This is a genomic window from Blastopirellula marina DSM 3645 (assembly GCF_000153105.1).
GTDB lineage: Bacteria > Planctomycetota > Planctomycetia > Pirellulales > Pirellulaceae > Blastopirellula > Blastopirellula marina.
Map to the genome: position 1 here is coordinate 1,878,860 of NZ_CH672376.1, position 21,565 is coordinate 1,900,424.

Consider the following 21,565-nt stretch of genomic DNA (forward strand, 5'->3'; position numbering starts at 1 on the left):
GTTTCGCGAAGAAACGCATGCTGTGCGTGAACTAGCGAGTGGAATCATTGCCGCCGGTGAACTTCAATAAGAAGTTCACCGGTTTTTTTTCGCCAGCCAGGAATCTTCTGATGCCGAGTCGCCGTCATTTTCTGCTGCAATCCGCGGCCATGTCCGCTGGAGTTGTGAGCCTCTCCTCCTGCGTCACGAAGGCCGATCCGCCGCAGCCCAGCGCTAGCGCCAAACCGGCCGAGGCAACTCCTAACGGCTTTAAAAAAGCGGTGAAGATCGGCATGGTCGGCGTTCCTGGTTCGCTGGAAGACAAGTTCCGCGTCTTGAAGGAGTTGGGCTATGACGGCGTCGAGCTGAATGCGCCGGACGGGCCTTCGCCGGATGCCGTCAAAGCGGCGATCGATGCGACGGGGTTGCCGGTTCACGGCGTCGTCGATTCGAAGCACTGGAACTTGACCTTGTCCGATCCCGATCCGGAAGTTCGCGCTCAAGGTTTGGCCGCGTTGACGGCGGCCCTGCAAGCGTCGAAAGATTACGGCGGAACCAGCGTCTTGTTGGTCCCCGGCAAGGTCAAAGAGGGGGTCTCGTACGACGAATGTTGGCAGCGCTCGATCGCCGAGATTCGCAAAGCGCTGCCGCTGGCCGAAAAGTTGCAAATACAAATCTTGCTGGAAAATGTCTGGAACGATTTTCTGACCGATCCCCAAGAGACCGCTCGCTTTATTGACGAGCTTGATTCGGAGATGGTCGGCGCCTACTTTGACGTCGGCAATACGGTTCGCTATTCGCCGCCGCACGAGTGGATTCCGATTCTCGGCAAGCGAATCAAGAAACTCGACATCAAAGACTTCGCCAAATCGCCAGGTCCCGGCTTTGGCGCTCCGCTGTTGGAAGGCGATGTCGATTGGCCGAAGGTGATGGATGAGTTGCAGAAAGTGGGCTACGTCGGTTGGGGCACGGCCGAAATCTCCGGCGGCGATCGCGAGCGACTAGCGGTGATCGCGGATCAGATGAACAAGATTTTCGCCAGCTAGGGGAGAAGATCGCAGTTCGCAAAGCAAGTTCAAAACGGGCGCCAAGCGGCGTCCGTTTTTTATTCGACGCGGATCGCGGAGAGGTCGACAAAGTTGTTGAGATTGCCAGAGCGAAACCCATCCAGGTCGAGCGTCACCGCGCGAAACCCCAACTCGTGAAGCTTCTTCGCCAACTCGGATCGCAGCGGATCGGTCGCGAGGGGGACAATCCGTTCTGGCGTCACTTCGATCCGAGCGATGTCTCCGCGATGGTAGCGGACGCGGAACTCGCGCAGTCCTTGCTGTCGTAAAAAGGCTTCGGCCGCTTCGATCATCGCTAACCGCTCTGGCGTCGCTTCTTCTCCATAGGCGATCCGGCTGGCCAGGCACGGCGACGCCGGCTTGTCATGGACCGACAGATTCCAATGCTGGGCCAAGGCGCGAACATCGGCCTTGGTCAGCCCGCACTCGATCAGCGGCGAGCGGACCTGATGATTCTTGGCGGCGATCATGCCGGGACGATGATCACCCTGGTCGTCGACGTTGGCGCCGTTGATGATCAGCGGCGCGTCGATCGCGGCGACTAGCAGCTCGATCTGCGAATAGAGTTCGGTCTTGCAGTGGAAGCAGCGATCCGGCGCGTTTTGAATATAAAGCGGGTTCTGGGTTTCTTGCGTATCGACGATCTCATGGCGAATGCCGATCTCGGCCGCGACCCGCCGCGCTTCTTCAATCTCACTGGCCGGGACGCTCGGGCTGCGCGCCGTCACCGCAACGGCGCTCTCTCTCAAAGCCAAATGGGCGGCCTTGGCGACCACAGCGCTATCGACGCCGCCCGAGAGTGCGACGGCGCACCGTTGATAGGAAGCAATCTGTTGCGTCAATAATTCGGCTTTTTCGGAGGTATTCAACGCTAGGTCTATCTGGCGAGCAAGGCAAGTTTGTAGGCGGTGGGGCTTCCTGCATTGTATCGAATTCCGCTGCCCAGGAATTGGGAGCCGGGGAAAATTCAAAACCTGTCCAAGCGAGGCTCGCCTATGGAAAAAGCTCGCCCTAGAAAGGCGAGCTGGAAGAATTGAGAGGCCGTAGATGGCGCGAGCGCCTTACTTCGCTTGGGAATCGAGCTCGATCGTCAGATGCGTTGACTCGACGTCGGATACTTCAAACGTTAGGCCTGACTTGTCGAACGAGTTGTACTTGGCCGGCAGCAGATTTTTCTCGGTCACCGGAGGCACATAGGCCTCGGGATCGAAGTTGGTGTTGATGTTGGTCACCACCGTTTTGCAGACGCGCACGTTGTGTGAGCCGGCGACCGCTCCTGGGCCGGCTTGGACGGTCTCCAGCGTAAAGCGACCGGATGCGTCGGTTTCGGCTGTGCCGATCAAGTTTTGTTGCGATTCGTCTGCCGGTTGAAACAGCACTTGCGCTCCTGCAACCGGTTCTCCATCCAACATCACAACGCCGGTCACGGGATAGAGCATCACCTGGCGACTTTCGCTCCAAGTGCCGACCTGACCGCAACCGATGAGCAAGACCAAGCCTGACATGATGGGGAATAGGAAAGGGAGATTCGTTTTCATCGTATTCAAGACTTTCAGCCGATGAGGAGAGATCCAATGATGGGTACTAGAAGTTGCTGGTAGCGACTTCACCGCCAGACTTCGACCCTAGGCTTCCCCAGACGCCGAACGGGCTGGCGGCGCCGCTTGAATTAGACGGAATCGAAGCGGTGAGATTGCCGGTATCGATTGTTTGCGAGATGAAGTGAACGCTGCCGTCGACGAACAGAGCTTCCACGCCTCCTGGATGCCGACTACTGGCCGTATAGAGCCCGCCGTTCAGTTGCGAACTGCAGGTGGCGCTGTTCGGAGGCAAGATCGTCGTCAAAGCGCAGTAGCCGGGACGACCGTCAGGCCAGCGATAACCCGAGCAGCGGTTCTGATCGATGAGTGAGCTCGAAGCGGTGTACATGCCGTTTACTAACCGAGCCTGGCAATTAATGGGATTCGTCGAGTCATTGGAAACGGCTCTTCCGATTTGATTGTTGGCCGGCGGCTTAATAAACTCGGACATCGCGATTGTGTTGGATAGCCCATCGGTGACGTCACGAAATTTCACGTGCAATTCCATGCCGAAGATCCCTCGAACGCCGAGCGGCTTCACGTCGGCGCCAGAAATTGAATAGTCGCTGCCGACGCAATCGCCCATGCTGAGCGAGTAATTGATTTCGCCAAATTCGCTGCCGATGATCGAATCGGACGGACACAAGAAGCCGTCGACTTGCGACTTGGCTTGCCATGGCGCAAACGACGTATTCCAGACGTACTGCGTATTGGTCATTGCGGCCTGATAAAGATTGTCTTGCTCCAGGAAGGGAAGCAAAGCGACATAGGCGGAGAAACGTCGCGGCGGGTTTGCATCAGCGACCGTCGACGCATCAGGACCTCCTTGCCGATAGGGCATCGTTAGAAACGTGTCATGGTAGTTGTGCAGCGCCAAGCCGAACTGTTTCAGGTGGTTGGTGCATTGCATTCGGCGGGCCGCTTCACGCGCTTGCTGGACGGCCGGCAGCAGCAGTGCGATTAAGACGCCGATAATAGCGATGACGACCAACAATTCGACGAGCGTAAAGCCCGATCGAGTGGACGAGCGAGTCATTTTCAGAGCCCTTGCTGTCTTGAGGAGCTGCGTGGAATAAGAAGAAGGCGGAGGAAAAGAATAGTGGTTTTGAGACTGATTCTATCGGCAATCGTGATTGCGGCAATAAATATATCGTGAAAAGTAGGGAAATTACGTCGTGATTTCGCTTCGCTGCAATTCTCTCTGCATTGCGCAGGAAAAAAGCTCGCCTTAGGGCGAGCTTTTTAGTGTTCGTAATATTGCTTTCGGAAGCTTAGGCGCCGAATTTACCTAAGCGACCGGCGTTGGCCATCGCCAGCGTCATTAGATATTGGGCTTCAAACTGGCCCAGGCCGCCCACCATCGCCGTCTTTTCGCCAAAGCTGGTGTGCCCGTCAAAGCGACAGCAGTTCGAGGCCAGCAAGGTCGGGACCGGGTGCCAACTGTGACTGGACAAAAACGATGGCGTGCTATGGTCGCCGGTGACGACGATCACTTCGGGGTTGAGCGCGGTGATCCGCGGCACTTCGGCGTCGAACTCTTCGGTGCGCTTGACCTTCATGTCGAAGTTGCCATCTTCGCCGCTTGAGTCGGTGTATTTGAAGTGGACGAAGAAGAAGTCGTACTCTTCCCAATGTTTCTCGAGCAGGTCGATTTCTTCGCCCAGCGTTTGCGGCTCGCCGATGATGTCCATGCCGACCAGGCTGGCCAAACCTTTGTACATCGGATAGACGGCGATCGCGGCCGCTTTCAGGCCATAGACTTCTTCAAACGAGGGAATACTTGGCTTCGCCGAAAAACCGCGCATTGTTAGCGAGTTCGCCTTCTTCTCGCCGGCCAGCAGCTTGCCTGCTTTTTGGAAGAACTCGAGCGCGATCTTGGCCGTCTTTTCGCTGGCGGCGTCGGCCGCTTTCGGATCGAGCGGTTTGACGCCGGTCGCTTGCGGGTCGGTGTCGTGGACATTGCCGCCTAGGCCTTCGCCGCGGAACAGCACGACAAAACGATGTTCTTTGACCGGTTCGACGATGATCTCGATGCCGTCGATTTTCACTTCCCGCAATTTGATCGCCAGCGGAGCGCTTTCTTCGGTCGGAATGCGACCGGCGCGACGATCGGTGATCTTGCCGTCGGCGTCGACCGTGCAGAAGTTGCAGCGAACGGCGACATCCCCGTCTTTCAGCACCAGGCCGATGCCGGTCGCTTCGAGCGCGCCGCGGCCGATCAGATATTTGAGCGGATCGTAGCCGAACAGCCCTAGATGACCGGGTCCGCTACCGGGGCTGATGCCAGGTTTGACCGGAATGCTGCCTCCTTGCACGCCGCGAGCCGCAAGCGCATCGAGATTCGGCGTTTTGGCCGCTTCCAGTTCGGTCGGGCCGCCTGGCTTTTGCGGCAGCCCACCCAGGCCATCGCCGACATACATGACGATCTTCGAGTCGTTTTTGGCTTGCAGACTGCGAACGAGTTCAATTTGATCCATGAGGCGGTCTTCCGTCGGCGTATTTTTTAGGGTGTTTCAGGCAGAAATCGGGTCGCCGCAGGAGAAGCGAAAATCTACCGCGACTGCGCTAATTATCGACTTTTCGCCCGCGATCACAACCGGGCGCCGGGGGAAAGCGGAAAGCGGCCAATCGTTCTTCACAGCTTAGGTAGGGCGTCTCTTTCCAATGTCTAATGTCGAAAACCTAATGCCTAATTATCGGACCGGACTGCATCGTTTTTTTTAGAGGGGGACGGCCCGCTCAGACTGAAGCGAATCGCAGCGATGGGCATGGTGCAATGGCGCGTGCGACACCCGGCCGATCGCTGCTCTGTGAGCGCGGCCCCCGCTTTCGAACTTTGTGACAGATTTCGCGATGTGGACTGGACCGCGTGTCGTTTTTTTCTGGACGGATCGGCGGACCGGACCGCTGCGGTTTTTTTCCGAGTGGACCGTTCGAACCAAACTGGATACTAGCCCGCAGCGCCAGCGAGCGACTGTGTTAAAGGGAAACGCTTGGCGATGCCGATATCGTTGGAAGTAGCCAAACGCATTCCCTCGCTGGCGCTGCGGGCTAGTGTTGTGTCGTTTGGCTTGATTGCGATCGTGCTCCATTCTGCTGGCGAGCAAAAATCGTCAGCGCGCAGCAAACCACCGCTCTGTCGGCGCCGTTCGCCGACGAGTTTTTGCGATCTGCGAGTTTCCCTTCGATGTGTAATCGACCTGAAGTCTGTGCGCTCTGTCAAGCGACGATCTTTCGCCTTGAATGTCACCTGCGCGTCTGCCTATGCTGGGAGTGCGCTTCGTAAATCATTTGAAAAATCCATCTACTTGGGCAGGGCTTGGAGCGAGCAGTTCCAGAGGGCACAATCGTACGTCTAACGAACTAGTCCAGGTCCTCGCTCAGAGTGTTTCCATTGGCATCTCCAGATCAAAATCGATTCCAGGTGGAACTGCGCGGGCTGATCGAACTGCTTTCCCAGCATCTTTATAGCGGTCCGCATGTATTCATCCGCGAACTGTTGCAAAACGGGGTTGACGCAATCCAAGCACGTCGACAGATCGAACCGAAACACGAAGGAGCCATCGAGATCGAAGTGGTGACCTCGGAAGAAAGTGATCCGACGATCATCTTCCAAGACAACGGTGTCGGGCTGACCGAAGCGGAAGTGCAGCAGTTTCTGGCCACGATCGGACAGTCGTCCAAGCGGGGAGAGGCGACTAGTCGCCCGGACGATTTCCTGGGTCAGTTCGGAATCGGGTTGCTCTCCTGCTTTACGGTTTCGGACGAGATCATCGTCCTCACGCGGTCGGCCAAAGGTGAGAACCAGCCAGGATTTGAATGGCGAGGTTCAACCGATGGCACCTATTCGGTCCGCAAGTTGACTGAGATGATTCCCATCGGCACCCAGGTGTTTCTGCAACCTTCGACGGGGTACGAAGATTACTTCGAGCTCCAGCGGATTTTGAAATTGACTCGTGACTATGGGAGTCTGCTCCAGCCAAAAATTAGCCTGACCAGCAACGGCAAAACCGACGTAATTAATGCAAAATCGCCCTGGCAGCAGGACCTAACCAATCCACAAGTGCGTGAAAACCTCCTTGCCTACGGTACCGAGGTCTTCGATCGCAACTTTCTCGATGTCTTTCCGCTGCACTCCACCTCGGGCGGAGTGACAGGCGTGGCCTACGTGTTGTCCGAGGCCGTTCATGCAGGTTCTAGCCAGCCTCACCGCGTCTATTTGAAAAATATGTTGCTGTCGACCAAGTCGCACGATGTGTTACCTGAGTGGGCCTTCTTCGTGCAGTGCATCGTCAATGCGACGCAGCTTCATCCGACGGCTTCGCGTGAATCCTTTTACGATGACACGGTGCTGGAGCGAACTCGCGATGAACTTGGCGACTGCTTACGGCGGTACCTAGTCGAAATGGCGCAGACGCAGCCCAGGCGATTTGAGCAACTGATCGCCGTTCATCATTTGGCCGTGAAGGCTTTGGCGGCCGACGACGACGAGTGCTTGGAGTTGTTCGCAGACTTGTTGCCGTTTCAGACCTCGCTCGGCACGATGACTCTGGGCGAGTTCCGTAAGCAGAACCCGGTTGTTCGCTACGTCCCTAGTTGCGATCAGTTTCGCCAAATCGCGCAAGTCGCCGCCTCGGAGTCGTTGGCGGTGATCAACGCAGGTTACGTGTACGACGTCGATATTTTGACCCGGCTCAGCAGAATTCGGCCTGACTTTACGCTGGAGGAGTTTGACGCCGTGCAACTGGCGGATCGCTTCGAGCAATTGAGCCAGCGCGAGCGGGAAGAAACGCTTGAATTCGAGCGTCTGGCCGACCTGACCTTGCAACGCTTTAAGTGTGCCGTCGAAATCGCCAAGTTTCTTCCGAGCGATTTGCCGTCGTTGTACGTGACCGACGGCAACGCCGACTTCTTCCGTTCGGTGGAGCAGGCGCAAGATGTCACCGAAGGGGTTTGGAGCGACATGCTGGGGGATCTGACACGTGACGCTCCTTCTAGTTACGCTCGGCTGTATCTCAACTATTCCAACTCGCTCATTCAGCGGATTTGCCAATTGGGCCAAGCAGAGGGCCAGCGGCGAAGTGTCGAAATGGTTTACATTCAGGCACTCTTGCTGGGGCATTTTCCGCTGAAAAAGAGTGAAATCAAGCTGTTAAATGAGGGTCTCTTGGGACTACTCGACTGGGCCGTTGGGGGGCAAAACAATGACTGAGGATATTGCCGATCAGATTTACAATCTTCAGATCAAAGCCTATCAGCTTCCGATTGGCGAAACGCGTCTTCGCCTATATGAAGAAGCACTCCGAATTGCAGAGCAGAGCCGTGACTTGGACCTCATTTTTCCTGCACGGATTCACATGGCTTACGCCGCAGGCGCCGCCGGTTACGAAGAGAAGACCATGGCTGCGTTAGCGTGGTGTCTGGCTACCTTCGAGGACAATGAAGAGCGGTTTTTGGAATATGAGAAAACCCTTTTGTTGCTCTTCCAGACTTTCTTGTCCAACATCAGTCAGTATCCGAACATTACACGCGATAAATTTGAGCAGCTCGCGGGACAGCTGGAATCTCTCATATGCCGTTTTGGCTATAGCCTGCGCTCGGTGTACTTGGTGCGACTCTGGTTCGCCATCACGATTGGTGATCGGCTGATGGCGATCGAGTCACATGCCAAGTACGTCTCGTATCCACGTGACAACCTGGGCCGAAGTGTCGTATCAGAAGACGCATCCGAAGCCAACTTGGAGTTCTGGTACCTTTCCTTCCTGGGCGAAACAGAAAAGGCGATTGAATTGGCTTCCCGAATCATTGCCGAAAAGGTGTCATCCAATTGCGTGCCGCACGATACTTATAACTGCGTCTTGCGCCTCCTGGCCCTGCTGCAGCGCTACGAGGAAGCGGACGATTACCAGAAAAGAGGATATCGACTGATTCGCAACATTCGAGGGTTCCTGGAACTGATTGGTCACCAGATCGCCTACCTGCTTCACCGAGGACGTACTGCGGCCGCCATCCGGATGTTCGAACGTCACTTGCTCTGGGGATTGGAAACGTTCGACTTGGCGGCGCGCTATCGTTTCTACACCGCAGCGAAGCATCTCTTCACCTCGCTTTCGCAGACAAAATCAACCTGTAAGCTCAGCCTCCCTTCCTCGTTTCCACTCTACAAAGAGTCAAGTGAATACAACATTTCGCAACTCATCGATTGGTTCGACAAAGAAACAAGCTCGCTTGCGACAGCGTTTGACCAACGCAACGGCAACGATTTTTTCAGCGTAGTAATACCCAAGCAGCTGAAATATTGAGGGACAAGCACGGGCGCTGTTGGAGCGATCCATTGCGTTGCTACGCTGACAGAGTGAGCCGGTTCCTGGTGCGTCTTGACGCACCTTGCGCGGACTGAATCGTCCAGCGATGATTGAATTAAGGGCGACCCGGCGCAGCGCTGGGAAATTCAAACTCAAATTGATGGCCGGCGACGTCAGGGACGTGCTTGGTTCCCTCACACAGCACTTCGTTGGCGGGGTGAAAAGTCCACGCTTCGACTCGATTTTCGGTCGGGTGAAATCGGTACTGACGGAGCCAACCGGTGCTGTAATCGCAAAGCAGTTGATGAACCTGGTTGCCGTGATCACCTTGAGCGACTTCGTGCAACGAATGGCTGCGGCTTTGATCGCCGCAACAGACCATGAACAGGTTGGCATGCTTCCGAAAGCATTTGTTCCACATTTCTTCGGCGGTATTGCCCCGCTCCTCGTGGATCTTCGTCCATTGCATCCGTCCCTTTGGCGCGTCGGTGTAATCTCTGTTCGACATTGGATGGTGCAACGGGCCTAGGCACATGTGCGTCGTGATAATGGCGCAGCGGTCGGCGTGTACTTGCAGAACTTCATCCGCCCAAGCCAAGACGTCGTCCGGCGCGTTGCATTCCAAATGCAAAAAGAGAAAGTCGACGCCGCTGCTCGAAAACAATTGAAAGCTGTTGGCGTTGTCGCCCGAAACGGCGCCGCTGTGCGTTTTAGGCGTATAGCATCCGCCGTACCAGTCGCACTCGGCGAATCGCTTGGCAGGAAAGTACTTCTGGAAGAGTGTTGAATCGCCCGACTTGGTCATGTCGTGATTGCCGACCGAGATGCCGTACGGCAGGACTCCGTGCAACTGGTCCATGCACTGCTGGGCGACGGTCCACTGCGCGTCGATATTCTTATCCACAATATCGCCCACATGACTGGCGAAGACGATGTGCTGTTTTTCCCGGTTTTTCACAATCCAACTGACGTGGTCAGAGAATATGGGGTTCGTCAGTTCACCGTCAACGGGATGATATGACTGCGTATCGGGAATAACCACGATCGAAAAAGAGTCTGCTGCGGGAGCGGGAAGCAGTCGATTTTGGGCCAGCGCCGACGGCGTCAGAATTCCTCCCTGACAGATCGAACTCAGGGCCAGCATTAAAAACAAAAACTCTCGTCGTGCGATCATCGTCAACAGTTCGTTTCTCTTCAGAGTTATCAGGCGGAAATAAAAAAACGGCGGACAGCCTGAGGCAATCTCAGACTACTCCGCCGTGAGAAATTAGCGATGAGTTATCTTCTTTTCTTTTTGGGGACTTCCACTTCTAAGTCATAGGTGGAATCCTCCTGCGGGAACTCATGCGTCGTAACGAACGTGCGAAACAGCGGCGCTACGATGGTTTCGCCGTCAACGTCGACTTCCGCTTTGGTTTCGAATCCCTCGACTTCGATCTTGTAGGCGCCGCCGACCAGGCCTTTGCCGTATTGGGTCGAGTACTTTCCATCTTTGACATAGGCGATGCACGCCGGGCCTTGATTGCCGGCGGAAGCGTCCGGAGCAAAGATGATCTCCCCTTCCGGCAACGGTTGCCCCTGGAAGGTGATGACGCCAGAGACTTGATATTTTCCTGGGCCGATGTCGCCGGCGCCGCATCCGCAGATGACGGTCAGCGAGGACGCCAGCAACAGCAGCGCCGCCAAGGAGGCTGCTTTTCGATGGAGCAACTGAATCACTATTCGGTTCCTCCGATCGGCAGACCATCGTTGCGGATGCCCAACTGACGATAGATGTCGAGGTTGATCGTTTCGGCTGTGAAATCGACCGAAGCGTCGGCCAACAACATGTTACAGCCGCCGGGGTGGAAACTGCCGAACAAGCGAGAGTAGCCCGTTCGTGAATCGGCGCCGGACGCGGGGACTGTGCCACCGGTCGGAATGCGCGAATTGATCGGCTCGTAGGTGCCGGCCAGCGTCGCCGGATGCGGCATGGTCGAGCCTGTGCCGAGTCGAATCGACGAGGCCCAACTCAAGTAAAACGTGGAAGTCGTACCGGATTCGGTCAGATGGTACTTCGTTTCGCCGACCAGAAACGTCTTGGTCGTTCCGTCGGTGATGTCACGAAACTTGCTGTTCGAGTTGGCGAACATGATCCCGTTCACGAAGAAGACGTTCGAGTTGCCGCCGGAGCAGTTGACGTTGCTCGAGGAACCGCCCCCTTGGACGCCAAAATAGTTCAAGTTGTTGACGCCGTTTCCGGATGCGGGATCGGAAGGACATTGGTACTTGTTGTTCTGTTCGTACCAAAGCGGATAGTTCTGAGACGAACTCGATACTTGGCTCGTGAACGAGGCCGACAACGGCAGCTTAAAGTCGTATTGGTCGTGGCGCGACCCTTCTTCCATAAACGGCAGAATCAACACCGTCCAAGGCGCTCCCTGCGTCGCCGATCCGCTATTGCACCAGTTATCGCCCAAGCCTTTGGTGACTTTTTCGGCCACGATGCCGCCAGGCGGGAATCCCTTGTGCGTATCGTGATAGTTGTGCAGCGCCAGACCAATTTGTTTCATCTGGTTAACGCACTGAATTCGCCGCGCCGCTTCGCGCGCTTGTTGAACCGCCGGCAGCAACAGTGCGATTAAGACGCCAATGATCGCGATCACCACTAACAATTCGACCAGGGTAAATCCCCGGTTACGCTTTACCATCAATTGCATCGTTTTTCCTCTGTCCACTCAAGCCAAATTCCATCGCAATGCGTCTGTGATAATGCAGGTTGCATCAAATCGTCGCACGCACAATTCGCATAAGTGTAATGGCAAACGTGAAGGTTCCGTGAATGCGAAATGAGGATCGGAATTGCTTGAGAACTTCTAAGCAATAGAGCGAGAAATCGAAAGGAAAACATCGCGAAATGAATTTGAAATAGTTCGTGTCGCTAAATAACTTCCAGGGCTTTTGGGGTGGCCGTAGTGCAAGAAAGAGGGGGTTGTGATGTTGCGTCATATCTAACGTGATATCAGCCGAAATCAAACGGAATCTGATTTTGACGAAAAGAACGCCGCAGGGATTGCGGCGGCGTTCTGTTTCAAGGTAAAGAAATCGCATTATCGAGATGGTGAACGACGTAGCGCATCGCGGCGATTGCGGTCTCTCCCGAGGTTGTCGATCAAGTCATCCAAGGGGTCCAATGAGTCGTCAGATGCGTACGCATCGTCATGTGGATGCGGATGGTGGCGGTCGTCGTGGTAACGCTGCTGGCGATCGTGGTTGGGGCGCGATTGCGCGTTTCTATCGAAGTCGACGTTGCGGACGACTTGGCCGCCGACCGAGATCAAAACGTCTTGCGTTTTGGCGATCGGACCTTGCGACGTTGGCAGCAGCGTCAGAATTTGATAGTCGCCGGTTTCCTGAAAATTGGTGAACTGATAAGCGCCCTGTGCGTTGGTGACGGTTTCGTCGATCACTTCTCCCTCATCGTTGAGTAACAGCACCGTGACGCCGGCTTGCCCTTGCGAATGATCGTGACGACCATTCGATCGGTCAGAGTCTGCGAAGACCGTGCCGGAGACCGACGCCGACATGAAGAAGACGTTGTCTTGCAGATTGGTGACGGTCGTGTTTCGCTGGATGATGTCCGACAGCGTCGTATTTTCAATCAGCTCAACATCTTGGGAGGAGAAAGTGTTTTCGTAGTAGAACCGATCGCCGTCGCGTAGACGCGTGAATTGATCGACGATGATCGCCTGATTTAATTCGCCCAGACTGCTTCCCTCGACATGATCTTCGGCCAGCGCACCGACCCACAGATCGATGTTGTCGACCGTCCCATATAGTTCTTGCAGCGTTTGCTGCAGTTCGATGTCCGAAGTGATCTCGGCGAAGCTGGTTACCCGCGGCAATCCATAGGCTTCTCGCACCGAGTTATAGTCGGCCAATCCATGATCGCGACCACGCTGAATGTTGAGTGTCGCCAGGTCCAATCCCCCTTCGCCGGGGTCGCCAAACAAAAAGTTACGCAGGCTGTCAACGATCTGAATATCCAATTCCTGCGACTGCGAGGACGCGGCGTATTTGAGCAGCGAATCGATCCCTTGCTCTTGCACAAGGCTGGGATTAAAAAAGGCTTGGGCCAGCGAAACTTCGTCGGCGACGGCGCGGCCATCGTTCCCGAAGAATTCGATGTCATCGTTCAGCAGACTATGCCCTAATCGATAGGCGGCCGTCGCAAACTCATTGGCGATGTTCGGATTTATGGTCGAGTCGTAGCCGGTGTAGTCGGCAATGGCGCCTTCGCCCAGCAGCGCCGGCAAGAATTCGTTGTACGTGATCGACTGAATTTCGGCGATCACGATCGCCCGCGCTTGCTGGTAGATTTCTTCATCGCTGAGAACGGGATCTTGCGCGGCGATTTGCTCGGCCCATTGGTTATGCTCACGCACGAACAACGTTTGCAGCGAGGTAAGCTCGATGTTCTCGTTCGCGCGGATGTCGCCGGCGTAGAAGAAGCCTGACTCGTCGAGCGGCAAGAGGTCTCCTTCGCTAGTCTTCAGCATTCCTCCGGCAAACGTACGCAGGCTATCGGTGACTTCTTGGCTGGAACCATACACCTGGGAGCCGTCGACAAATGCGGTGATTGAGTTGAACTGCTCGCGCGGATTGTCGACGCTGTCGCCGGTCGTCGGATCAAACAGCGAGCGGAACAGCGAGATCACGTGATCGCCGTCGCCGTCGGGATCGAAGTAGGGATCGCCGTTCGGAACGATGACGTGCGCTGCTTCGGTATCGCCGGACTCGGTTAGATCGATATCATGATCCAGGAATTGTCCCCAGACGTAGACAAACGCCGAGAGTTCTCGCTCGTTGCCAGAAGTGTCCGGATTTTGAGCGACGATCGCGTTGCTGATTTCGCGAGCGCTAGGACGATCAGGCCCGGCGAGCTCCGAGATTCCATCGGCATAGTCGGCGTCCGCAGCGCGCAAGAATTGCTCATCGGTGCTGCCGAGATCAGGATTTTCCAGATTGTTCCCGCTCCCATCGATCGAACGGAACTCGTCAATCGTTGTCGTGGGAATTGCGGTTCCAGAATCCAGCAACGCATCGTCGATTGGGGCCATGGACAACGCATCGACAGCGAAAAGTTGGCGCAGTTCCAGGGTTTCCAGGTTCGCTCGGCGCGTACTGCGAGACAGTTTGCTTCTCATGGGGTTTTTCCTTCTCCATTCCGGAGTTCCGCCTTGCCCTACGGGTTAGATAGTAGAGGAAATCTTCGAATGAGTCTGCCGTTTTGCAGAGGAAAGTTAGAAATATTCTGGTGCGTAGATCGGATTCGAACACGCAGAATAGCACGCGACAACGCGGCGGCTGAAGCACCGCAAATCCCGACAGAAATAGCGCAGCCTCAAGGATTGCGCTGCGGAGTGCGAAGAAAAAACGTGGGATCCGAAGCCGTGTTTGATTAGATATCCAACTCATCCACCGCATCAATCAAATCATCCAGCTCATCCCGATCTTCCGCCGGCTTGTCGGCTTGGCGTTTGGGCATGCCGACTGATGCGCCGACGGCGTCGCGGCCGGCGAGCAGCAGTTGTTCGTCCCGTTCGCGGATCGCGGTGTCGGCGGCGTTGGGGTCTTCGGCCGGTTTGCCAAAGAGCTGCGAGAGGTCGATCTTCAGTCCCCCTTCGGCGACGATATCGCTGCCGGCGATGGTCGGCGTTTTGTGCTGCGGGAAGATGATCGCATTTTCGGGGCAAACGCGGCTGCACGCCGGGCAACCTTTGCGGCAGTTGTCAGGCTGTTCGACCAGGATCGTGTCGATGCCGTCGACGCCGTACACGCCGAACAGACAGAAGTCGATGCATTCCATGCAATTGGTGCAGCGGCTGTAGTCGATCACCGGGTACCAGCGGCGGCCGCCGGTTTCTTCGATCCGGATCGGCTCGATCGGCGCTTCGTGATTTGCGCCCACGTAGGTGTCGTTGGTCGGGTGATCGTGCCGCAGTTGTTGCAGCGGCGTTACGCCGAACATCTCGCCGTTACTGTTGCCGTTGCCGTTCGATGGGGAAGGATCAAGCGTCAAACCGCCCAGTTGCATCACTTGCGGCGTTTGCTCGGCGGCGATGCGTTGGATCTCTTCGACGTATTCGTCCACTTTATTGGAGACGCGCAGATCCAAGCAGTAGATGTAGCGGTTGGAAGGGGGCCGCGAATCAGCGACGCGCTGCTTTTCAGCTTTCTCTTCTTCGTCTTCCAACTCGTCGAGTTCATCCTCGTCGACTTCGTAGGTGAGCAGCGACGTCCCGATCTTGCCGTGGATGCCGTTGCGATCGAGCGTCCAGCGCGCGGCCCGCTCGAACATCCACGAGATGATCACCATGTTGCCGGAAATTCCTTCGAGACATAGCATCCCGGGGCCGTCTGGTTTTAGATCGTACAGATGGGGAACGATCGTCACTTCGATGCCGGGCTCAAACAGCAATCGGGCGACGATTTCCTCTTCGAGGTTCCGTTTGGCCGGATTCTGGCTTTGTCCTTGACTGAGGACGACGGTCAGTTTTTTCGCCATGGGGTTACTCGTTGAGTTGGCCTTTGATTGTGCGCTGGGTAATTTCCCACACCCCTGCGAGGTGCGTCAGATATTCTTCCGGCGACATTAACTGGTCGCCGGGGCCGTCGATTTCGTACAGCCACCCAGTTCCATACATGTCCAGGTTAATCTGCGACGGGTCGCTTAGCAGCGCCGGGTTCAACGTTGTCAGCTGACCGGCCAGCGGAGCGTACAAATCGCTTTCGGCTTTGCTGCTCTCGATGAAGCCAATTTCCTGACCTTGCCGCAACGCGCTAGGCGCGTCGACGCTCCACTCTAAAAAGTAGACGTCTTGCAGCAACCGGACCGCGTAGGCGGTAAAGCCGAAGCGGTAACCTTGCTGGCCGCGAACGGCCCAAGTATGGTTTTTGGCGTATTGGCGATCAGTCGGAAACTTGGTCTCGAACTTGCCCATCATGAAGACAAGAGAGTCGTCGCTCATGTATAGCGAACTCCCTGGTGTTGCTCTTCAAAGAACGGAGGCAACAGGCCGTCGGCCCGCAGCAGTCCGTCGCGCGTCAGTTCGATCCGATTGCCGTCGACGGTCGCCAGACCGGTTTCGACATATTCGTCCCAGATCGGCCGCCATTTCTCGACGATGTTGACGCCAAATTTGGTTTGGAAGTAATCGACGTCCAGGTAGCCGCGTTTCAACAGCAAGATCGTTTCGCGAATCAACATTTGCTCTGGCGTCGGTCGATAGGCGCGTTTGAGCGGCAGTTGTTTCTTCTCTAGCAGGTCGCCGGTGTAGTCGGCCCATTCGGTTTTGTTCTGGTAGTGAACGCCAGAGATGTGCCCAAAGCTGGCGACGCCCGTCGCTAACAGATCGGCGCCCCCAAACAAGTTGTCGCGATAGCTGAAGCTGATCTTGGTTGGGTCTTTGATCATGGTATAGGCGCTGGACTGCGAGTAGCCGGCTTTGGCCAGTTCGTCAAACGCGTAGCTGACCCAAGCTCGCTTGGTCGGCCAATCAGCGACCGGCGTTTCGATCTTGTTCCCCAAGATGTCTTTGGAATAGACCGTGTTAAACGGCAACTCCATCTGATAGATGGTGACGCACTCGGGCGACAGTTCCAGCGTCTTGACCAGGTTTTCTCGCCAAGTGTCCCAGGTCTCGCCGACCATTCCGGCGATCAAATCGATGTTGACGTTGGGAAACTGCGCCTTCTCGATCCACTCCCACGCTTTGTAGACTTCTTTGGAAAGATGCGCGCGACCGTTCTCTTCTAGAATCTTGTCGGAGAAGCTCTCGATTCCCAGGCTCAACCGAGTGACGCCCATGTCGCGGAGCGTCTTGACCTTGGTCTCGCTCAGCGTGCCGGGCTCGCACTCAAAGGTGACTTCCTCGGCCTGATCCCAACTGATGCTCTTGCGGAGGCGATCTTCGAGCCGTTGCAATTGCTTGGGGCTGAGGAACGAAGGAGTGCCGCCGCCGAAGTAGACGAAACGGAACGGTCGTCCCCCCATCGCCGCTTGTTTGCTGACCAGTTCGATCTCATCGACTAAGGCCGAAACGTAAGTCTCGACTTCGGAGCCGTTTTTGTCGGTATAAACACGGAAGTAGCAGAACTTGCATCGCTTACGGCAGAATGGGACATGCAGGTACAGACCCAACGGCACGCCTGGTCGCGGCTCGCTGGCAAGCGCCTGTTGCAGATCGGGAATGTAGTCCTCGCTCCACTGCGAAAAGGGAGGATAGTTCGAGATGAAGTAGCTGCCGACCTCGGTCTTGACTGAATCGGTGGCCATGAAGCTCCTGCGGGTTAATCGTGCGAACTTGCCGCGCTGTTGCTGTTAATTTGATTTCTTACCAAAGCAGTAGACGTTGCCGTCATCGCTGGCGATCAGCAACTTGCCGTCACTGACCGCGGGGCCGCCGGTGAAACTTCCGCCGGCTTCATAGCTCCATGCTGCGGAGCCGTCGCTGATTTTCAAGCCGTAAACTTTTCCGTCGGACGAACCAAAGTAAACCTTGTCGCCGGCGATGACCGGCGAACTGTCGATCCGTCCGCGGGTCGGAAACGTCCAAAGCTGCTTACCATTGGTCATATCGACGGCGGCGACACGCTTGTTGCGTCCGCCGATGATCGCCAGTTGGGCGGTGACGGCGGCGCTGGCGCGAAACGCCTGGCGTCCGCGGTCGTCTTCGTAGGTCCAACTGACTTTGGCTTGTTTCCAGTCGATGCCGTACAGCGTACCCCCTTCGGTCCCAAAAACGACCAAGTCGCCTTGGACGGCGGGAGTGCTGCCGGTCGGTGCGTCAATCGGTACGTTGGCTGCGCTGACGCCTTTGTCGAGATCGATGATGTGTAGTTTCGAGTCGCAGCCGGCGACAAAGCCGCGGTTTTCGACGATGGTCGGCATGCAGCGGATTTGATCGGCGATCTCGTATTTCCAAACCAACTTGCCATCGGCCGCAGTCAGACAATAGAGGGTCGCGTCTTGCGAGCCGATCAGCAGTTTGTCTTGATAAAAGTTGACGCTGCCGTTGATCTCGGCGCCGGTTTCATAGGTCCACAAAACGTCGCCGGTCTTGGCGCTAAGACAATGGAGCAGACCGTCCATATCTCCCAGATAAACCTTGCCGTCGCGATAGGCGGGCGAACCATAGAAGCCGGTGTCGATCGACTTTTTCCAGATCTCTTTGCCGTCCGCCAAATTCAACGCGTAGATCGCACCATCCAAATCGCCGATATATACGACGTTGTCGACGATGGCCGGGGTCCCCTCGAAGGCGCCTTTTTCGACCGAGTACGTCCAGAGCAACTCTAGATCGACCGGCAACGATTCGGCTGCAACTCCGCTTGCGACCGGATTCGCCCGGAAAAGGGGCCAATCGGCCTGGAGCGGCGCACAGCAAAACGCGATGATCAGCGCAGGCAAAATGCGAGACATGGCGTAGAAAGCTCCAGCGGCGGGAAAAGGGATGCGGCAACTCTCTATTCTACCAAAAGCAGACGCTAATGGCACACGCTTGCTCTTCGAGAGCAGTTTGTAACGATAAGGCTATCAACCAACGGTGCTGATTTTTGGTGAATTTCCCAACATTCGGGCAAAACTGAGCTATTCGCGACGAACTACCCCCGTCCAGTGGCGTAAATTGGCGTAATTCAGGAGTTTCCCTCACCGCACTGATGGATGCGGTTTTTACTATGAAGCGATTTCCCTTACCTAATTCGTTCTGGATCATTGTCACGCTGGTGATTATTGGCGCAGGGCTGATCTATTTGCCGTCGATGATCGCATCCTACTATCGCGAAGCGGCCGAATTGGGGGGCACGGCTCAGGTCGCCTATCTGGTCAGCGTGATCGGTGGAGCGGTCCTGATTATCGGCGCGGCCAGTTGGGTTCTGTATCGTCTGGTGCGGGCCAAACGGTTGAAGACGCAGCGTAAAGAACGGCGCCAACGCAATCCGAGCCAACTTTCGGCCGACGAGCGCCGCAACGAATTGTCCGAAAATCTCGCGTCGATCGATGACTTTCAAACCGAAGCAGGGGACGACGATCTGGCCGAGCAACTGGCCCCGTTGCGCGAAAAGCTCGAAATCAAGCTCGATCATCAGCGGTTAGAGATCGTCGCTTTCGGCACGATCAGCAGCGGGAAGTCGTCGCTGCTTAATGCGCTCGCCGGGCGCAACGCGTTCGCCAGTGAGATCGCCGGCGGCACCACGGTTACGCGCAACGAAATTCCCTGGGTCGGCGACAATCAGGTGATCCTGGTCGACACGCCGGGGCTGGGCGAAGTTGACGGCGAGACGCGACAGACGATCGCCGCCGAGTCGGCCAAAACGGCCGACATCATCCTGTTGGTGGTCGATGGCCCGTTGCGTGATTCGGAGTTCCGCTTGCTCGAACTGCTAGGTCAGATGGAAAAGCGGGTGATTATCTGCTTCAACAAAGAAGACCTCTACAACGACGCCGACCGCGCGAAGCTATTGCAGCAGATCTCGAAACAAGCCGAAGATTTCGTCCGTCGCGAAGATATCGTCTCGGTCCGTGCTCGAGCGACCACGCGTCGTCGCATCCGTATAGCGGCCGACGGCAGCGAGATCGAAGAAGAAGTTACGGCGCCGGTGGGGATTGAGCCGCTGGCCAGCCGGATGATGCAGGTCGTCAAAAAGGATGGCAGCGATTTACTGCTGGCCAACTTGCTGCTGCAATCTCGCGGGCTAGTCGACCAAGCGCGCTTGAAGGTAGAGCAAGCGCTCGATCGCCGCGCCAATCAGATCGTCACCAAATACATGTGGGGAGTCGGCGGCGCTTCGGCCGCGCTCAGTCCAATGCCGTTTGTCGATATCGCCGCAGGAATTGCAATTTCGACTAAAATGGTGGTCGACCTGGCGAAAGTTTATAAACAAGACGTTGATATCGACGTTGCGGTCCAACTGATGGGACAGTTGGGGAAGAATCTGCTTGGCATCTTGGGGGTGAACATCGCCGTGCCGGCGGTCGCCTCGTTGCTGAAGACGGTTCCCGGCGCCGGATATTTGGCCGGCGCCGCGCTGCACTTGGTGGTGATGGCGCTGGTGACCCGCTGGATCGGCAACGTCTTTATGGAATACTTCAAACACGAGATGCGCGAGCCGGAGGGGGGACTTGCCGGTCTGGCCGAGCGCGAATGGCGCCGCGTGACGCAACTCAGTTACCTTCGCCAATTGGTGCAACAGGCCCGCAATCAATATGTCGACTGACAGTTCGCCCGAAACGACCGATCCGCCGCCGCACGTCGATGACGAGCGCTATCAACATGCGCTCGATTCGGTTCGCATTACGCTCGATCGCTTTCGCGGCTGCTCGGATCAAGAGAAAGACTTGCTGCGCCGCGACCTGCGACAGATGCAAGAGATGGAATCGAAGCTGACCAGCGGCCGCGTCGAGATCGTCGTCTTTGGCGAAATCAGCACCGGCAAGTCGGCCCTGATCAACGCGATGGTCGGCCAGGCCGTCACCGAAGTTGACGTTCAGGGAGGTTGGACCCGCGAGATTTGGCATGTCGCTTGGGATGGTTGCGGCTATCGCATTCCGGGACTCGGCAGTAGCGAAGTTGTGCTGATTGATACGCCCGGCATCAACGAAGTGGGCGGCGCTCATCGCGGCGAGATGGCGCAAGACGCGGCGCGGCGCAGCGACATGCTGCTGTTTGTGACCGACTCGGACTTGAACGAGACCGAATACTCGGCGCTGGTCAGTCTCGCTGCGGTCAACAAACCGATCATCCTGGTGCTGAACAAGGTTGATCTGTATTCACCCGATCAACGGAAACGCCTGCACGAAGTACTGTCGCAACGTTTGGACGGCGTGATCCAGCCGGAGAATATTGTCGAAACGTCGGCCGATCCGCGCGATGTCGAATACATTGTCGAAGCGGCCAACGGCACGACGACCAGTCAATGGCGCAAGCCGAAGCCGAACATCGAAGCGCTGCAGATGAAAATGCTGGAAGTGCTGGAGCAAGATGGTCTGGCGCTGCTGGCGCTGAACGCGGCGATGTACTCGGCCGACAAGTCGGACCGAATCGCATCGCTGAAACTAAAGATTCGCAACGACCGAGCCAATCAGCATATCTGGGGCTACGCGGTGGTGAAAGCGACGACCGTCGCGTTCAATCCAGCGCCGATCGCCGACGTGATCGGCGGCGGAGCGGTTGACGTTGCGATGGTCTGGCACTTGGCTCATATCTACGGAATCGAAATGACTTGGGCCAACGCCGAGAAGTTGGTCAAGTCGGTCTTTCAAGCCGCCGGCTGGGTAACGCTGGGCGAACTGACGACCCACGCAATCATGTGGAGCCTGAAAGCGGTGACGCTCGGCTGGGGCTCGGTCCTCACCGTGTTGCCGCAAGGCGCCGCGGCCGGTTATGGATCGTACATCGTTGGTCAGTCGGCCAAGTACTACTTTGAGCATGGCGCGTCATGGGGCAGCGAAGGACCGAAGTCGGTCGTGCAAAAGATTCTGGAGAAGACTGACCGCAAGTCGGTGATCCAAAATCTGCGAGATGAGATTTTGAAGAAGCTGCGGATTAATCAGCATGCGAATCCGAGCAATTAGCAGGACGAAAAACGGGGG

Annotated in this window: 17 protein-coding genes; 5 read left to right on the plus strand and 12 right to left on the minus strand. The window is 56.3% G+C overall.

The window, feature by feature from the left end:
* Positions 1-110 precede the first annotated feature (110 nt).
* Positions 111-1,025 carry a sugar phosphate isomerase/epimerase family protein gene (locus tag DSM3645_RS09520; protein ID WP_237564787.1) on the plus strand — a complete coding sequence of 305 codons (915 nt, stop codon included), beginning with the start codon at positions 111-113 and terminating at the stop codon, positions 1,023-1,025.
* A 59-nt stretch (positions 1,026-1,084) separates the two neighbouring features.
* On the opposite strand, the gene larE is transcribed toward DSM3645_RS09520, so the two are convergent.
* The 4 genes from larE to DSM3645_RS09540 form a co-directional block, all read right to left on the minus strand.
* Entirely contained in the window at positions 1,085-1,915 is an 831-nt protein-coding gene (gene larE, locus DSM3645_RS09525; protein ID WP_002651919.1) for an ATP-dependent sacrificial sulfur transferase LarE, read from the minus strand.
* Positions 1,916-2,107: 192 nt separating this feature from the next.
* Complete coding sequence (locus tag DSM3645_RS28000) at positions 2,108-2,584, minus strand: DUF6795 domain-containing protein (RefSeq protein WP_131282385.1); 477 nt, start codon at positions 2,582-2,584, stop codon at positions 2,108-2,110.
* A 46-nt stretch (positions 2,585-2,630) separates the two neighbouring features.
* A complete protein-coding gene (locus tag DSM3645_RS09535) occupies positions 2,631-3,662 on the minus strand; it encodes a DUF1559 domain-containing protein (RefSeq protein WP_002651921.1) in 1,032 nt (343 codons plus the stop codon).
* Positions 3,663-3,897: 235 nt separating this feature from the next.
* The gene (locus tag DSM3645_RS09540; protein ID WP_002651922.1) at positions 3,898-5,103 is read right to left on the minus strand and encodes a 2,3-bisphosphoglycerate-independent phosphoglycerate mutase; all 1,206 of its coding nucleotides are present in this window, start codon (positions 5,101-5,103) and stop codon (positions 3,898-3,900) included.
* Positions 5,104-6,020: 917 nt separating this feature from the next.
* Between DSM3645_RS09540 and DSM3645_RS09550 the strand changes: the two genes are divergently transcribed.
* Together DSM3645_RS09550 and DSM3645_RS28005 are read left to right on the plus strand one after the other, a co-directional pair.
* Positions 6,021-7,838: an HSP90 family protein gene (locus DSM3645_RS09550; RefSeq protein ID WP_040352348.1), complete on the plus strand. Its 1,818-nt coding sequence runs from the start codon at positions 6,021-6,023 to the stop codon at positions 7,836-7,838.
* Positions 7,831-8,928, plus strand: a complete 1,098-nt coding sequence (locus tag DSM3645_RS28005) for a hypothetical protein (protein WP_002651926.1) — start codon at positions 7,831-7,833, stop codon at positions 8,926-8,928. The genes DSM3645_RS09550 and DSM3645_RS28005 overlap by 8 nt, the downstream gene beginning before the upstream one ends.
* 118 nt (positions 8,929-9,046) lie before the next feature.
* Here the strand turns inward: DSM3645_RS28005 and DSM3645_RS09560 are convergent, their stop codons facing one another.
* From DSM3645_RS09560 to DSM3645_RS09595, 8 genes are all read right to left on the minus strand, one after another.
* Positions 9,047-10,105, minus strand: a complete 1,059-nt coding sequence (locus DSM3645_RS09560; protein ID WP_002651927.1) for a metallophosphoesterase — start codon at positions 10,103-10,105, stop codon at positions 9,047-9,049.
* A gap of 104 nt (positions 10,106-10,209) precedes the next feature.
* Positions 10,210-10,650, minus strand: coding sequence for a hypothetical protein (locus DSM3645_RS09565; protein ID WP_002651928.1), 441 nt, complete (start codon positions 10,648-10,650; stop codon positions 10,210-10,212).
* On the minus strand, positions 10,650-11,621 hold the full coding sequence (locus DSM3645_RS09570; RefSeq protein WP_040352350.1) for a DUF1559 domain-containing protein: 972 nt from the start codon (positions 11,619-11,621) through the stop codon (positions 10,650-10,652). The genes DSM3645_RS09565 and DSM3645_RS09570 overlap by 1 nt, the downstream gene beginning before the upstream one ends.
* Positions 11,622-12,020: 399 nt before the next feature.
* Positions 12,021-14,030: a peroxidase family protein gene (locus tag DSM3645_RS09575; protein ID WP_002651930.1), complete on the minus strand. Its 2,010-nt coding sequence runs from the start codon at positions 14,028-14,030 to the stop codon at positions 12,021-12,023.
* 341 nt (positions 14,031-14,371) lie between these two features.
* Positions 14,372-15,478, minus strand: coding sequence for an ATP-binding protein (locus DSM3645_RS09580; RefSeq protein WP_002651931.1), 1,107 nt, complete (start codon positions 15,476-15,478; stop codon positions 14,372-14,374).
* Positions 15,479-15,482: 4 nt separating this feature from the next.
* Positions 15,483-15,941 (minus strand): glycine cleavage system protein H, encoded by a 459-nt coding sequence (locus tag DSM3645_RS09585; RefSeq protein ID WP_002651932.1) that lies wholly within the window; start codon positions 15,939-15,941, stop codon positions 15,483-15,485.
* Entirely contained in the window at positions 15,938-17,248 is a 1,311-nt protein-coding gene (locus DSM3645_RS09590) for a coproporphyrinogen-III oxidase family protein (RefSeq protein WP_002651933.1), read from the minus strand. The genes DSM3645_RS09585 and DSM3645_RS09590 overlap by 4 nt, the downstream gene beginning before the upstream one ends.
* 45 nt (positions 17,249-17,293) lie before the next feature.
* On the minus strand, positions 17,294-18,394 hold the full coding sequence (locus DSM3645_RS09595; RefSeq protein ID WP_002651934.1) for an outer membrane protein assembly factor BamB family protein: 1,101 nt from the start codon (positions 18,392-18,394) through the stop codon (positions 17,294-17,296).
* A 257-nt stretch (positions 18,395-18,651) separates the two neighbouring features.
* Here DSM3645_RS09595 and DSM3645_RS09600 point away from each other — a divergent pair, with 257 nt between their 5' ends.
* Together DSM3645_RS09600 and DSM3645_RS09605 are read left to right on the plus strand one after the other, a co-directional pair.
* Positions 18,652-20,190 carry a YcjF family protein gene (locus DSM3645_RS09600; RefSeq protein ID WP_002651935.1) on the plus strand — a complete coding sequence of 513 codons (1,539 nt, stop codon included), beginning with the start codon at positions 18,652-18,654 and terminating at the stop codon, positions 20,188-20,190.
* On the plus strand, positions 20,180-21,547 hold the full coding sequence (locus DSM3645_RS09605; RefSeq protein WP_002651937.1) for a GTP-binding protein: 1,368 nt from the start codon (positions 20,180-20,182) through the stop codon (positions 21,545-21,547). Before DSM3645_RS09600 ends, DSM3645_RS09605 begins: the two co-directional genes overlap by 11 nt.
* The last annotated feature ends 18 nt before the right edge of the window (positions 21,548-21,565 follow it).

Bases quoted from the DNA above. Each gene is read 5' to 3' on its own strand.
- DSM3645_RS09520 (WP_237564787.1), top strand. From the start codon at position 111: ATGCCGAGTCGCCGTCATTTTCTGCTGCAATCCGCGGCCATGTCCGCT.
- DSM3645_RS28000 (WP_131282385.1), bottom strand. From the start codon at position 2,584: ATGAAAACGAATCTCCCTTTCCTATTCCCCATCATGTCAGGCTTGGTC.
- DSM3645_RS09535 (WP_002651921.1), bottom strand. From the start codon at position 3,662: ATGACTCGCTCGTCCACTCGATCGGGCTTTACGCTCGTCGAATTGTTG.
- DSM3645_RS09540 (WP_002651922.1), bottom strand. From the start codon at position 5,103: ATGGATCAAATTGAACTCGTTCGCAGTCTGCAAGCCAAAAACGACTCG.
- DSM3645_RS28005 (WP_002651926.1), top strand. From the start codon at position 7,831: ATGACTGAGGATATTGCCGATCAGATTTACAATCTTCAGATCAAAGCC.
- DSM3645_RS09560 (WP_002651927.1), bottom strand. From the start codon at position 10,105: ATGATCGCACGACGAGAGTTTTTGTTTTTAATGCTGGCCCTGAGTTCG.
- DSM3645_RS09570 (WP_040352350.1), bottom strand. From the start codon at position 11,621: ATGGTAAAGCGTAACCGGGGATTTACCCTGGTCGAATTGTTAGTGGTG.
- DSM3645_RS09575 (WP_002651930.1), bottom strand. From the start codon at position 14,030: ATGGCCCCAATCGACGATGCGTTGCTGGATTCTGGAACCGCAATTCCC.
- DSM3645_RS09580 (WP_002651931.1), bottom strand. From the start codon at position 15,478: ATGGCGAAAAAACTGACCGTCGTCCTCAGTCAAGGACAAAGCCAGAAT.
- DSM3645_RS09585 (WP_002651932.1), bottom strand. From the start codon at position 15,941: ATGAGCGACGACTCTCTTGTCTTCATGATGGGCAAGTTCGAGACCAAG.
- DSM3645_RS09590 (WP_002651933.1), bottom strand. From the start codon at position 17,248: ATGGCCACCGATTCAGTCAAGACCGAGGTCGGCAGCTACTTCATCTCG.
- DSM3645_RS09595 (WP_002651934.1), bottom strand. From the start codon at position 18,394: ATGTCTCGCATTTTGCCTGCGCTGATCATCGCGTTTTGCTGTGCGCCG.
- DSM3645_RS09600 (WP_002651935.1), top strand. From the start codon at position 18,652: ATGAAGCGATTTCCCTTACCTAATTCGTTCTGGATCATTGTCACGCTG.
- DSM3645_RS09605 (WP_002651937.1), top strand. From the start codon at position 20,180: ATGTCGACTGACAGTTCGCCCGAAACGACCGATCCGCCGCCGCACGTC.